This is a genomic window from Phycicoccus jejuensis (assembly GCF_044797865.1).
In the GTDB taxonomy this organism is placed as follows: Bacteria; Actinomycetota; Actinomycetes; order Actinomycetales; family Dermatophilaceae; genus Phycicoccus; species Phycicoccus jejuensis.
This window is the reverse complement of sequence record NZ_CP085209.1, coordinates 3,460,834-3,474,654: the sequence shown is the minus strand read 5'-3', so window position 1 is coordinate 3,474,654 and position 13,821 is coordinate 3,460,834. Positions and strand designations below refer to the sequence as shown.

General features: G+C 76.7%; 9 protein-coding genes. 6 read left to right on the top strand and 3 right to left on the bottom strand.

Going from position 1 to position 13,821, the window contains the following annotated elements; genetic code table 11:
- The first annotated feature begins 2 nt into the window (after nucleotides 1-2).
- A complete protein-coding gene (locus LG324_RS16490; RefSeq protein ID WP_404349668.1) occupies nucleotides 3-440 on the top strand; it encodes a DUF1810 domain-containing protein in 438 nt (145 codons plus the stop codon).
- A gap of 118 nt (nucleotides 441-558) precedes the next feature.
- Entirely contained in the window at nucleotides 559-2,001 is a 1,443-nt protein-coding gene (locus LG324_RS16485; protein ID WP_404349666.1) for a DUF222 domain-containing protein, read from the top strand.
- 10 nt (nucleotides 2,002-2,011) lie between these two features.
- On the opposite strand, the gene LG324_RS16480 is transcribed toward LG324_RS16485, so the two are convergent.
- On the bottom strand, nucleotides 2,012-2,731 hold the full coding sequence (locus LG324_RS16480; protein ID WP_404349664.1) for a VOC family protein: 720 nt from the start codon (nucleotides 2,729-2,731) through the stop codon (nucleotides 2,012-2,014).
- 122 nt (nucleotides 2,732-2,853) lie between these two features.
- Here LG324_RS16480 and LG324_RS16475 point away from each other — a divergent pair, with 122 nt between their 5' ends.
- Complete coding sequence (locus LG324_RS16475; protein WP_404349661.1) at nucleotides 2,854-5,946, top strand: ATP-dependent helicase; 3,093 nt, start codon at nucleotides 2,854-2,856, stop codon at nucleotides 5,944-5,946.
- Nucleotides 5,943-9,245, top strand: coding sequence for a UvrD-helicase domain-containing protein (locus LG324_RS16470; RefSeq protein WP_404349659.1), 3,303 nt, complete (start codon nucleotides 5,943-5,945; stop codon nucleotides 9,243-9,245). The genes LG324_RS16475 and LG324_RS16470 overlap by 4 nt, the downstream gene beginning before the upstream one ends.
- Here the strand turns inward: LG324_RS16470 and LG324_RS16465 are convergent.
- Nucleotides 9,196-10,335: a phosphotransferase gene (locus LG324_RS16465; protein ID WP_404349657.1), complete on the bottom strand. Its 1,140-nt coding sequence runs from the start codon at nucleotides 10,333-10,335 to the stop codon at nucleotides 9,196-9,198. The genes LG324_RS16470 and LG324_RS16465 overlap by 50 nt on opposite strands.
- Before the next feature lie 41 nt (nucleotides 10,336-10,376).
- Between LG324_RS16465 and nudC the strand changes: the two genes are divergently transcribed.
- Complete coding sequence (gene nudC / locus LG324_RS16460) at nucleotides 10,377-11,321, top strand: NAD(+) diphosphatase (protein WP_030529676.1); 945 nt, start codon at nucleotides 10,377-10,379, stop codon at nucleotides 11,319-11,321.
- A gap of 15 nt (nucleotides 11,322-11,336) precedes the next feature.
- Here the strand turns inward: nudC and LG324_RS16455 are convergent, their stop codons facing one another.
- Nucleotides 11,337-11,597, bottom strand: coding sequence for a mycoredoxin (locus LG324_RS16455; RefSeq protein WP_030529677.1), 261 nt, complete (start codon nucleotides 11,595-11,597; stop codon nucleotides 11,337-11,339).
- A gap of 94 nt (nucleotides 11,598-11,691) precedes the next feature.
- Here LG324_RS16455 and LG324_RS16450 point away from each other — a divergent pair, with 94 nt between their 5' ends.
- On the top strand, nucleotides 11,692-13,815 hold the full coding sequence (locus tag LG324_RS16450; RefSeq protein ID WP_404349653.1) for an ATP-dependent DNA helicase UvrD2: 2,124 nt from the start codon (nucleotides 11,692-11,694) through the stop codon (nucleotides 13,813-13,815).
- Nucleotides 13,816-13,821 lie beyond the last annotated feature (6 nt).

The window sequence follows — 13,821 nt, the reverse complement described above, 5'->3', positions numbered from 1 at the left end:
GGGTGGCCGGTGACGGTGCGGACGGCCTGGAGCGGTTCGTCGCGGCCCAGGACTCGGGCGGGACGTATGCCGCCGCGCTGGCCGAGCTGCGCGCCGGACGGAAGCGCTCGCACTGGATGTGGTTCGTCCTGCCCCAGGTGGCCGGGCTCGGACGCAGCGCGACGGCGCAGCACTACGGCGTGCGCGGGGTGGGGGAGGCCCGCGAGTACCTCGCCCACCCGGTGCTGGGGCCGCGGCTGCACGAGTGCGTCGAGGCCCTGCTCGCGCTGCCGGGGTCGGACGCCGAGGCGGTCCTCGGCGGCATCGACGCCGTCAAGCTGCGCTCCTCGATGACCCTGTTCGCGGTGGCTTCCGGTCCGGGAGAGGACACGCCCTTCCGGGCGGCGCTCGAGCAGTACTTCGGCGGCACCGACGACCCCGAGACGCTGCGCCTCCTCTGATCCGGGCGGTGTGAGCACGGTTGCTCGGTGCGGGATCCTGCTGTGCGCGAGCTCGATTGGTTGTCCACAATGCTCTTGGGACCCTTGTCTGTCGAACACGTGTTCGGTACACTGAGGCATGGACACCGAGACCCTCTCCCGCCGCATCGCGGGTCTGCGCGAGGAGTGCGCGCGGCTGGGTCGTGAGCTGGTCGAGCAGGGTCACGGCCTGTCGCCGGAGGAGGCGTTCGCGCTCGCCGGGGAGCTGCAGGGTGTCGTGAACGCGGCCGAGGGGGCCACGGCGGTGGCGGGGGCGTGGGGCGCCAGGGTGGAGACGACGGTGCGGTCCGGGTCGTGGGAGCGGGTGCATCCGGTGGGGTTCGTCGACGCGATGGCCTCGACGCGGATGTCGCTCGCGACGGGGCTGACCGAGGGGGTGGCGGGCCGGAAGGCGGCGTTGGGTGCGGCGCTGGGTGAGCGGTTCCCGCGGGTGCGCGAGCTGCTCGTCGCGGGCGAGGTGGCCGTGGTGAACGTGCACAAGGTCGTCGACGCGTGCGCCGGTCTGGACGCCGAGGCCTGCGGGCAGGTGGATGCGGCGCTGGCGCCCCGGCTGGCGGGGATGGACCCGGCGCGGGTCGCGGGTGAGGCGCGGCGGGTCGCGACGCGGGTGGCGGCGGACCAGGTCGCGGCGCACGTGGCGCTGCGGAAGCGGGGCCGGTGCGTGGAGGTCCGGCCCGGGGAGGACGGGCTGAGCGACTGGTTCGCCTCCCTGCCGACGGCGACCTCGAGCGCGATGTGGGCGGCGGTGGAGGAGCTGGCCGGGGGCTACCGGCAGAGCGACGGCGCGCTGTCGGTGCCGGAGTCGCGGGCGGACGCGCTGGCCGACCTCGTGCTGTGCAACGTCAAGGTCAGCGCCCAGGTCACCCTCGGGGTGCCCGTGGTGACCGACCGGCCGGCGCCCGAGGAGCAGTGTGGGACGAGGTTCCGGATGGAGTGGGACGACGACGAGACGGTCATCGACGCGGTGACCGGACTGGAGACGCGCTACGGGGACCTGGACGCGGCCAGCCGGGAAGCGCTGTCGTGGTTGGCGGAGCCGGCCGAGCTCGACGGCGACCTCAGCGTGAAGCAGGCGGTGGTGTCGTCGGGGTACGCGGTGTCCGGGACTCAGCTGCCGGGTCTGGGCTGGGTCGACCCCGCCACCCTCGCCAACCTCCTCAAGCTGCTGCCGTTCGAGGTGGCCCGCGCCGTGCTCGAGGCCGACACCGGGACCCTGGCCTCCCTCACGACTGCCGCGTACAGGCCACCGACGGCGATCAGCGAGTTCGTCAAGACGAGGGACGGGACGTGCCGGATGTGGGGCTGCACCAGACCCGCCGCACACTGCGACCTCGACCACGTCCGGCCATGGCCTCTTGGTGCGACCACCCCCACCGGGCTGGAGGACCTCTGCCGGCGCCACCACCGCCTCAAGCAGCAAGGCCGGTGGCGACCCCACCTCGCCCCCGACGGCACCGTCACCTGGCACGGCCCCGACGGCGCCACCCGCACCACCGAACCCCAGCACCGCACGACCGGCTGAGCCCGGGGCGTCAGCGGGGCGACAGGACGACGAGCTCGGTGCCGGACGGGTCGACCAGGGTGACCGAGTCGCCCTCAGCGAGAACGGTATCCACACGGACAGCGCCCAGACGTTCGAGCTCGGCGACGGCATCGGCGAGGTCGGTGCCCGCCGCAGCGACGACCTCCATCCGGGTGCGGCTCACCCCGTCCTTCGGAGCCACCGGGCCGCCACCCCACGCGACCTTCGTGCCGCCGGCCGGCGACTGGACCGCCGTCTCGTCGTCCTCGTCCCACACCAGAGGCCAGCCCAGCGCCTCGCTCCAGAACACGCCGGTCGCCCGACCACCGTCCCCGGCGACCTCGCCGAGCAGCCCGGTGCCCGCGAGGAAGCGGTTCCACGGCGGGATGACGCACAGCGCGTTGCCCTCGGGGTCCGCGAGGACGACGTGCTCCTCGTCCGGCTGCTGCCCCACGTCGAGGTGTCGGCCGCCGAGCGCGAGGACCCGCTCGACCGTCGCGGCCATGTCGTCGGTCGAGGTGCTCGTGACGTGGAGGTGGTGACGGCTCGCCCCGGACGGCGCGGCCGCGGCCCGGAACCGGAGGGCGACGCACGCCGGGTCGGACGGGACCACGGTGACCGCACCGGGGCGGTCCTCGGCGGTCGTCCAACCGAGGACTCCGGCCCAGAACCGGGCGAGGGCCACCGGGTCCGCCGCGTCGACGACCAGGGCCTCGAGGTGCAGGGTCATCCGGGATCCTCCCCGTCGTCGGTGACGCGCCGACGCCAGGTCCGTCGGCGGCCACCGGCAACACGGTTTCCCGCAGGACGCCCGGCCGAGCCGGTGTCGGTCGGACGTGGTGGAATCGCGACGTGCTCGTCCTCCGCCGCCCCGCCACCGCCTCGGTGGCCGAGCCGGCCCTCGACCCGCAGCAGCAGGCGGCGGTCGACGCCGACGACCTCGTGGTCCGCGTCCTCGGGGCGCCGGGCACGGGGACGAGCACGGTCGCGGTCGAGCGCGTGGTGCGCGCCGTCCGCGACGGGGCCCCCGCCGACTCCTGCCTGCTGCTCGCCCCGACCCGCCTCGCGGCCGCCCGCCTGCGCGACGTCGTCACGGCCCGGCTCGGCGGCACCACGTCGACCCCGCTCGCGCGCACCCATCAGTCCTTCGGCTTCGGCGTCCTGCGCGAGGCGGCCGCCCTGGCCGGGGACCCGGCGCCCCGCCTGCTGAGCGGCCCCGAGCAGGACGTCATCCTCCGCGAGCTCCTCGCCGGACACGCCACCGGCTCGGCCCCCACCCCGCCGTGGCCGCGGTCGGTGCTCCCCGCGCTGGCCACCCGCGGCTTCCGGGCCGAGCTGCGCGACCTGCTGATGCGTGCCCTCGAGCTCGGCCTCACCCCGCCCGACCTCGAGCGCCTCGGCCGCGAGCACGGCGTCCCCGAGTGGGTCGCCGGCGCCGCCGTCCTCGCCGAGTACGAGGACGTCACTGCGCTGTCCGCCCCCGGGGCATGGGACCCCGCGACCGTCCTCACCGCCGCCGCCGACCTCCTCGAGGAGGACAGCGAGGCGCTGAGGCGGATGCGCTCCCGCCTGCGCCTCGTCGTCGTCGACGACGCCCAGGAGCTGACACCGGCCGCGGTCCGGCTGGTCACCGTGCTCACCCGCGACAGCGGCGTCCCGGTGGTCCTCACCGGCGACCCCGACGCCGCGACCCAGACCTTCCGCGGCGCCGACCCCCGCCTCTTCGTCATAGCCTGGCCGGACGCCGCGACGCACGTCCTGCGGACGGGTCACCGCTGCACCGCGCCGGTGGTCCGCGCCGCCGGGCGGGTCGTCGCGCACGTCGGCGTCGTCGGCGGAGCCGCCCACCGGGCGCCCGAGCCCGTGGCCGGCGAGGGCGCGGTCGAGGCGCACCTGCTGCGCACCGGTGCCCAGGAGTCCGCCTTCGTCGCGGGGCTGCTGCGCGAGGCCCACCTGCTGCACGGCGTGCCGTGGTCCCGGATGGCCGTCGTCGTGCGCGGCGGCTCCCGGACGGCCTCGCTGCGACGCGTCCTGCGTTCCTCCGGGGTCCCCGTCGACACCGCGACGGCCGAGCTCCCCGTCCGCGACGAGGTGGCCGTCCGGCCGCTGCTCACCCTGCTCGCCTGCGCCCTCGAGGTGGTGGCCGGCGCCGACGAGCTCGACCCCGACACCGTCGTCGACGTGCTCTCCTCCCCCCTCGGCGGGGCCGACGCCGTGGGCCTGCGCCGCCTGCGGCGGTCGCTGCGCCGGCTCGAGCTCGACAGCGGGGGCGGGCGGACGAGCGACGTGCTCCTCGCCGAGGCGGTGCTCACGCCGGCCGCTCTCGACCACGTCGGCCCCGAGGCGCGCCCGGCCCGTCGCGTGCACCGCGTCCTCGCCGCCGGGGTCGCGGCGCTGCGCGACGGCCTCGGGGTCGAGGAGGTCCTCTGGGCGATGTGGTCGGCTGCCGGCCTCGCGGACGCGTGGCGCGAGGCGGCGCTGGCCGGGGGGCCGGCCGGGCAGCGCGCCGACCGCGACCTCGACGCGCTCATCGGGCTCTTCGACGCCGCCGCCCGGTACGTCGACCGGCTCCCGGGCGCCCGGCCCGCGGACTTCCTCGAGCACCTGCGCGGGCAGGAGGTCGCCGGCGACACCCTCGCGGCGCGGGCCGCCACCGGTGAGGCTGTCGCGCTGCTCACCCCCGCCGCGGCCGCCGGGCTCGAGTGGGACCTCGTCGTCGTCGCCGGGGTGCAGGAGGGGGCCTGGCCCGACCTCCGGCTGCGCGGCTCGATGCTGCGCTCCACCGACCTCGTCGACGTCGTCACCGGCCGCGACCCCTCGCCCCGCGCCGCGCGCACCCAGGTCGCCCACGACGAGACGCGCCTGTTCCACGTCGCCGCCACCCGGGCGCGTCACCGCCTCGTCGTCACCGCCGTCCGCAGCGAGGACGAGCAGCCCTCGCCCTACCTCGACGTCGTCGACCCCCGCCCCGACGCCCGCCCCCTCACCGACGTCCCGCGTCCCCTCACCCTCCCCGGCCTCGTCGCCGAGCTGCGGCGCGCGCTCGTCGACCACGACCCCGCCCTGCGCGGCGCCGCCGTCACGACGCTCGGCCGGCTCGCCCGCGCCGGTGTCCCCGGCGCCGACCCCGCCCAGTGGTGGGCCCTGCGCGCCACCACCGACGACCGCCCGCGTCGCACCGACGACGCCCCGGTCCGGGTCTCGCCGTCGACGATCGACCGGTTCGGGCAGTGCGGCCTCCAGTGGCTGCTGCGCACGAGCGGCGGCGACGGCCCCTCGATGGGCGCCCAGGACATCGGCACCCTCGTCCACGAGGTCGCCCACGACCTCGGCGACGTCGACGCCGCGACCTACGCCGCCGAGCTCGAGGCGCGCTGGGGGCGGCTCGGCCTGCCGCCCGGATGGCTCTCGCGCCGCGACCTCGGCCGGGCCCGCGAGATGACCGCGCGGCTGGCCAGCTACCACCGCGAGGCGAGCGCCGAGGGCTGGCGCCGGGCCGCGTCCGAGGAGCGGATGCGGGTCGCGCTCGGCCGGGCGGTCGTCGCCGGCACCGTCGACCGCATCGAGATCGGGCCCGGGGGAGCCGTGCGCGTCATCGACCTCAAGACCGGGTCGCGCAAGCCGACCAAGGACGAGCTGGCGCGCAACGGCCAGCTCGGGGCCTACCAGCTCGCCGTCGAGGAGGGCGCCTTCGCCGCGCACGGCACGGGGTCCGGCGGCGCGGCCCTGCTCCAGCTCGGGCGGGCGGCGAACCGCTCGACGACGCTCCAGGTGCAGGCACCGTTGAGCGCCGACCCCGAGCCGACGTGGGCCCGCGACCTCGTCCTGCGCACCGCCGACGGGATGGCCGCCGCCACCGTCGTCGCGACCCCCTCGCGCGACGTGTGCGGCACCTGCCAGGTCAAGGACTCCTGCCCGGCACAGCCGGAGGGGAGACGCCTGTGACGACCACCGACCTTGCTGCAGCACAGGCGCCCCCACGGTGGAGTGCCGTCGCGCTGGCCGAGGCCCTCGGCCAGTCGTACGCCCCGACGCCCGAGCAGGCGGCGGTCATCGAGGCGCCGCTGCGGCCGCTGCTCGTCGTCGCCGGTGCGGGCTCGGGCAAGACCGAGACGATGGCCGCCCGCGTCGTCTGGCTCGTCGCCAACGGGCTCGTGCAGCCCGACGAGGTGCTCGGGCTGACCTTCACCCGCAAGGCGGCCGGCGAGCTGTCCGAGCGGCTCGCGGCGCGCCTGACGACGCTGCGCGAGGCCGGGCTCTGGACCCCCGCGCCGGAGGCCGGCGCCGCGGTCCTCGACGACACCCCGACCGTCTCGACCTACCACGCGTACGCCGGGCGCATCGTCCGCGAGCACGGCCTGCGCCTCGGGGTCGAGCCCGAGAGCCGGCTGCTCACCGAGGCCGCGGCGTGGCAGTTCGCGCACGAGGCCGTCGTCGCCTGGGACGGGCCGATGGACGCCGTCGACAAGGCGGAGTCCACCGTCACGACCGCCGTCGTCGACCTCGCCGGCGAGATGGCCGAGCACCTCGTCGAGCCCCGGCAGGTCGCCGAGCACCTCGCGGAGGTCGTCGACGCCCTCGACGCGCTGACCAAGCCGGACGGCTCGCGCAGGCGCACCAACCCGATGCGCGACACCGTCGACGTCCTGCGCGCCCGGGCCGCCGTCGTCCCCCTCGTCGAGGCCTACCACGCCCTCAAGCGCTCCCGGGACGCGATGGACTTCTCCGACCAGGTGGCGCTCGCCGCCCGGCTCGCCCTCACCGTGCCCGAGGTGGGCGCCGCCGAGCGGCAGGGCTTCCGGGCCGTCCTCCTCGACGAGTTCCAGGACACCTCGGAGGCGCAGCTGCAGCTGCTGCGGGCCCTGTTCGTCGCCCCCGGCGAGCCGGTCCCCGTCACCGCCGTCGGCGACCCCCACCAGTCGATCTACGGATGGCGCGGCGCCTCCTCGACGACCCTCGACCGCTTCCGCTCCGACTTCCGCGACCCGGCCCCCGCCGAGGTCCTGCACCTCTCGACGAGCTGGCGCAACGACCGGGCCGTCCTCGCCGCCGCCAACGTCGTCGCCGCCCCCCTCGCGTCGACCACCCGCGTCCCCGTCCAGCGGCTCGTCGAGCGCCCCGGAGCCGGGCCCGGCCACGTCGCCGTCGCCCGCCTCGGCACGCTCGAGGACGAGGCCGCCCACGTCGTCGGCTGGCTGCGCGCGCGGATGGCCCGGCCCGGACGCCGGACCGCAGCCATCCTGTGCCGCAAGCGATCCCAGTTCGACCCGGTCGTCGAGGCGCTCGAGGAGGCCGGGGTGCCCCACGAGGTCGTCGGCCTCGGCGGGCTGCTGCACACGCCCGAGGTCGCCGACCTCGTCGCGCTCCTCCACGTCGTCGCCGACCCCACCCGCGGCGACCGGCTGATGCGCCTGCTCACCGGCCCCTCCTGCCGGCTCGGCGCGGCCGACCTCGACGGGCTCGGCGAGTGGGCCCGCGTCCGCCAGGGACGCCACCGTCCCGAGCGCGGCGCCGACCTCGCCCCCGACGCCGCCGACGAGGCGAGCATCGTCGAGGCGCTCGACGCGCTGCCGCCGCCCGACTGGGTGGGGGAGGAGGGGCAGCGCCTCGGCCCCGCCGCGCTGGCCCGGCTGACCGGCCTCGGCGCGTGCGTGCGCCGGCTGCGCGGCCTGACCGGCCTCGGCCTGCCCGAGCTCGTCGCGGAGGCCGAGGTCGCGCTCGGCCTCGACATCGAGGTCCTCGCCCGGCCGGGGTACTCGACCGGTGCGGCCCGGGCGCACCTCGACGCCTTCGCCGACGTCGCGGCCACCTTCGCCGCGAGCGCCGACCGGCCGGGGCTCGGCGGCTTCCTCGCCTGGCTCGAGGCGGCCGTCGACGAGGAGCGCGGCCTCGACCTCGGCTGGGTCGAGGCCCGGCCGGACGCCGTCCAGGTCATGACCGTCCACGCGGCCAAGGGGCTGGAGTGGGACGTCGTCGCCGTGCCCGGCCTCGTCGAGTCCTCGTTCCCGGCGCACTCGGCCACCCAGAGCCGACCGGTCGGCGACGCGTGGGGCCACGGCGACCCGAACGACAAGGCGTGGCTCGTCGGCCTCGCCGCGCTGCCGCACGACCTGCGGGGTGACCGCGACGGCCTGCCCCGCTTCGGCTGGGCCGACGGCCACGACTGGGAGAGCGCCGCTGAGGCCCTCGCCCGCTTCACGGCCGCCTCGGCCGACCACGGCATCGCCGAGGAGCGCCGCCTCGCGTACGTCGCGACGACGCGCGCCCGCCTCGACCTCCTGCTCACCGCCCACGTCTGGGGCTCGGCCGCGTCCCCGCGCGTCACCTCGCGCTTCCTCGAGGAGGTGCGGGTCCTCGAGGGGGTCGCCCCGGGGCCGTGGGCGGAGCTGCCGCCCACCGACGACCCCAAGCCGCAGAACCCGCGCACGGCGCAGGCGGTGAGCGTGCCCTGGCCGACCCCCGACCACGTCGCCCGCCGCGACCTGCTGCTCGGCCCGGCCCGCGAGGTGGTCGCGGCCGCCGCCGATCCCGAGCCCGCCACCGGCGCCGGCCCGTGGGACGCCGAGGTCCGGATGCTCCTCGACGAGCGCGGACGCCGCCGCGACGGCGCCGACGTCGACGTCGTCCTGCCGGCCCACCTCTCGACCTCGGCCCTGGTCTCGCTCGCCGAGGACGCCGAGGCCTACACGAGCCGGCTGCGCCGCCCGATGCCGCAGCCGCCGGCGCTCGCGGCGCGCCGGGGCACGGCCTTCCACGCGTGGGTCGAGGAGCACTACGCGCGGGCGGCCATCGTCGACGTCGACATGCTGCCGGGGTTCGCCGACGACGACGGCGGCAGCGAGGACCTCGACGCGCTCCGGGAGGCCTTCCTCGCGTCCGAGTGGGCCGGGCGCACCCCGCTCGAGGTCGAGACGAGCGTCGAGACGGTCATCGACGGCATCGCCGTCCGCGGGCGCATCGACGCCGTGTTCGCCGGGCGGGGCGCCGACGGCGAGCCCGAGTGGACGGTCGTCGACTGGAAGACCGGGCAGCCGGCCACCGGCGCGCGGGCCCGGGCCCGCGCGGTGCAGCTCGGCGCCTACCGCCTCGCGTGGTCGCGGCTGCGCGGGGTCGACCCGCTGCGGGTGCGCGGCGCCTTCTTCCACGCGGCGACCGGCGAGACCGTGTGGCCCGACCTGCCGGACGAGGCCGAGCTCAGCCGAGCTCTCGCCGCGGCTCGCGGACCTCGTCGGCGTCGTCCGTGACCTGGTCGGCGTCGTCCGTGACCTCGTCGGCCTCGGCAGTGACCTCCGGCAGCTCGTCCTCCTCGTCGTCGTCGACGACGAGCGCCGGCGGCGGAGCGGGGCGCGAGCGCGGGGTCACGGGGGCGAGCGAGGTGCGGCGGTAGTCGTCCTCACCGCGCTCCATCGCCACGTGGACGGCGTCGTCGAGCCGGCGCAGCTGCGTCGAGAGCACCTCGACCGCGGGCACGTCCTTGCGGGCGAGCGCGGCCATGAGGCGGCCGAGCATCCGCAGCTCGGCGCCGAGCCGGGCCCGCACGAGCAGGTTGACGTCGGGTCGCTCGACCCGCACGTGGGCGTAGGCCTCGAGCACGGTGTCGACGGCCTCCGGCGAGGCCTCGGCGACGAGCGCGGCGAAGTCGTCGGCCGGGTCGGCGACCTGGGCGTCCTCCCAGCCGGTCATCGCCTTGACCCGCCCGGAGGCCGCGTCGTGCGGGTCGTCGAAGACGGCGAGGACCTCCTCGCCACCGAGGTCGCCGTGGGTGGGGGTCGCGGCGAAGCGCCACAGGGCGACGTCCTCGAGGGCCTCCTCCCAGCGGGTCAGGAGGGTCGTCGGGACCCGGCCGGTCTCGGCGGCCCGGTCGAGCTCCGCGAGGCGGCGGGTGCGGTAGGCGTCGGCGTCGTAGGCCGGCAGCCCGGCCTCCTCGAAGAGCGCGGGGTCGGTGTTGTGCAGCGCGCCGATCGCGCGGCCGAGCTCGGCCGCCAGCCCCGGCCCGTGCGGCAGGGCGGAGAGGTCGAGTGCGTGCCCCGGCAGGTAGGGGTAGACGGCCGCCCGTCCGCCGGTGCCGAGGTCGACGAAGCCACGCGGCGCGGGCACGGCGAACGGCAGACGGCGCGCGAGCAGGCCGAGCAGCGCGACGGAGCGGTCCATCTCGGCGCCCGCGACCTCGGTGCGGGGGACGCGCACCACCCAGCGGCGGTGCTCCTGGTCCTCGACGAAGGCGACGTCGAAGGCCTGCCCGGGGAGGGAGGGGAGTGCCTCGACGCTCACCGGGTCCAGGCCCGGGACGGCGGCACTGGCCAGGGCGGCGAGCTGTGCGGGGCTGCGGTCCACGTGCCCCACGGTAGGCCGTGCCCGCCACCTAGGCTGGGAGGGTGGCCCGTGCCGAGCGAACTCTTCCCGACGTCGCCCTCACCCGGCGCACCCTCGACCGGCACGCGGAGCGACGCGGCGACCCCGACCTGACGCCCCGCCTGCTCGCGGACCCGGCGACGCGCGTCGTGCACCTGTGCGGTGACCGGGTCCCGGTGACGACCGACGACGACGGCGTCGTCCGCGTCGTGACCCGGCCCCCGGTCGCGTCCGACGCCGGGCACCTCGTGGTCTACCTCGGCGAGCACGAGGGGGCGCAGTACGTCGGCGTGGTCGAGGACGGGCCGGACGCCGCGGACGAGGTCGAGCCGGACCCGGGCACGGCGACGCTGCGCGAGGTCGGCGCCCACGTCGACGACCTCGGGGCGGCCCTGTTCGCCTCCACCCTCGCCCTCGCCAACTGGCACCGGGTGCACGGCTTCTGCCCGCGCTGCGGGTCGCGCACCCGTCCCGTGCAGGCCGGCTGGGTGCGGCGCTGCGTCGCCGACGGCAGCGAGCACTACCCGCGCACCGACGCCGCGGTCATCATGGCCGTCGTCGACGACGACGACCGGCTGCTCCTGGCCCGCGGGCGCGGCTTCCGCACCCGCGGGATGTCGGTGCTCGCCGGGTTCGTCGAGCCGGGGGAGACCCTGGCCGGCGCCGTCGCCCGCGAGGTGGCGGAGGAGGTCGGCGTGGAGGTCGACGACGTGCGCTACCTCGGGGACCAGCCGTGGCCCTTCCCGTCCTCGCTCATGGTCGGCTTCACCGCCCACGCACGGGGCACCGACCTGCGCCTGCAGGAGGACGAGATCGCCGCGGCCCGCTGGTTCACCCGCGAGGAGCTCGCGGCGGCGGTGGCCGACGGCTCGGTCGCGGTGCCGGGCCGGGTGTCCATCGCCCGGCGCATCGTCGAGCACTGGTACGGCGGCCCGATCGAGGCGCCGGAGGTCACCTCGATGCGCTGAGCCGCCGGCGTCCGCTCAGCCGAGGCGGCTGCGGACCTCGGCGAGCGAGGGGTTGGTGGCGGCGGTGCCGTCGGGGAAGAGGACCGTCGGCACGGTCTGGTTGCCCCCGTTGACGAGCATGACGAAGTCCGCGGCGTCGGGCTTGCGCTCGATGTCGACCTCGGTGAACTCGATGCCCTCGCGCTCCATCTGGGACTTCAGGCGGCGGCAGTAGCCGCACCAGGTGGTCGTGAACATCGTGACGGTGCCGGGGGCCGGGTTCGCGGGAGCGCTCATGACCACGTCAACAGCGGGGGCCCCCGGGTCCTTCCCGACGCGGGCGTCGCCCGGCCCGGGGGAGCGTCGGGGGCGAGACCTAGGATCGACCCCGATGACGATCCTCCCCGTGCACCCCGGCGCCGACGACGTCCTCGACGCGCTCGACCCCGAGCAGCGCGAGGTCGCCTCGCACCCCCTCGGGCCGATGGCGGTGCTCGCCGGCGCGGGCACCGGCAAGACGCGCGCCATCACCCACCGCATCGCGTACGGCGTGCTGTCCGGGGCCTACCAGCCGCAGCGCGTCCTGGCGGTCACCTTCACCGCCCGCGCCGCCGGAGAGATGCGCACCCGGCTGCGCGACCTCGGGGTCGGCGGGGTCCAGGCGCGCACCTTCCACGCCGCGGCGCTGCGGCAGCTGCACTACTTCTGGCCGCAGGCCATCGGCGGCGCCGCCCCCGAGGTGATGCCGCACAAGGCGAGCGCCGTCGCCGAGACCGGCGGCCGCCTGCGCCTCGGCCTCAACTCGGCCGGAGTCCGCGACGTCGCCGCCGAGATCGAGTGGGCCAAGGTCTCGATGCTCACCTCCGACACCTACGCCGCCGCCGCGACGCGGGCCCGGCGCGAGCCCCCGGCCGGCCTCGACGCCACCGCGATGGCCCGGGTCATCGAGGGGTACGAGAGCGTCAAGACCGAGCGCGGCGTCATCGACTTCGAGGACGTCCTGCTCCTGACCGCCGGCATCCTCGGCGAGCACGAGCAGGTCGCGCGGGCCGTGCGGGCGCAGTACCGGCACTTCGTCGTCGACGAGTACCAGGACGTCAACCGCCTCCAGCAGACCCTCCTCGAGCTGTGGCTCGGCGAGCGCGAGGACGTGTGCGTCGTCGGCGACCCCGCGCAGACGATCTACTCCTTCACCGGGGCCTCCCCGGCGCACCTCCTCGGCTTCCGCTCGCGCCACCCGCACGCCCGGGTCGTCGAGCTCGTCCGCAACTACCGCTCGACCCCGCAGGTCGTCGGGCTGGCCAACCTCGTCCTGCGCAGCCCCGGGGGCGGGCGCCGCTCCGGCTCCGTCGAGCTGCGCGCCCAGCGCGAGGACGGCGTCGTCCCCGAGCTCCTCGTCGCCGACGACGACCCGCACGAGGCCGACCAGGTCGCCGAGCGGATCCGGGGGCTGCTCGACGCGGGCCACCCGGCCTCCGAGATCGCCGTGCTCTTCCGCACCAACGGGCAGAGCGAGATGCACGAGTCGGCGCTGGCCGAGCGCGGCATCCCCTACCTCGTGCGCGGGGGCGAGCGCTTCTTCTCCCGCCGCGAGGTGCGCGAGGCGATCGTCCTGCTGCGCGGCGCGGCCCGCAGCGACGACGGCGAGGTGGCGCTGCCCGACCTCGTCCGCGACGTCCTGCTCGGGGTCGGCTGGACCCGCGAGCCGCCGACCTCCGGCGGAGCCGCGCGCGAGCGGTGGGAGTCGCTCTCGGCGCTCGCCGCCCTCGCGGACTCCTTCGCCGCCACCGACCCCGAGGCCCGGATGCCCGCCCTCGTCCGCGAGCTCGACGAGCGCGCGGCCGCCCAGCACGCCCCGACCGTCCAGGGCGTCACCCTCGCGTCGCTGCACGCCGCCAAGGGCCTGGAGTGGGGCACGGTCTTCCTCGTCGGCTGCTCCGACGGGCTGATGCCGATCACGATGGCCGAGACCCCCGACGAGATCGAGGAGGAGCGCCGGCTCCTCTACGTCGGCGTCACCCGCGCCCGCGACCGGCTCGTCCTGTCCTACGCCCGCGCCCGCACGCCCGGTGCCAAGGGCACCCGCCGGCCCTCGCGCTTCCTCGACGGCACCGAGTCCGTGCTCGGCGAGGCGGCCCGCAGCCGGCCGAAGCAGTCGGCGAAGAAGGTCCGCGGGGGCGAGCGGGCCGCCCTCCCGACGACGTGCCGCGTGTGCGGGGGAGGCCTCGCCACCGCCAAGGAGCGCACGATCGGCCGGTGCACGGCCTGCCCGCCGACGATGGACGAGCAGCTCTTCGAGGAGCTGCGGGCCTGGCGCCTCGCCACCGCCAAGGAGCTCGACGTGCCGGCGTTCGTCGTCTTCACGGACGCCACGCTCACGGCGATCGCCGAGCGCGAGCCGGCCGACGCGGCCGAGCTCTCGCGAATCGCCGGGGTCGGCCCGGCCAAGCTGGAGCGCTTCGGCGAGGCCGTGCTCGATCTCGTCAGAACTTTTTCCGAGGCCCAGAACGCCTGAGGCACA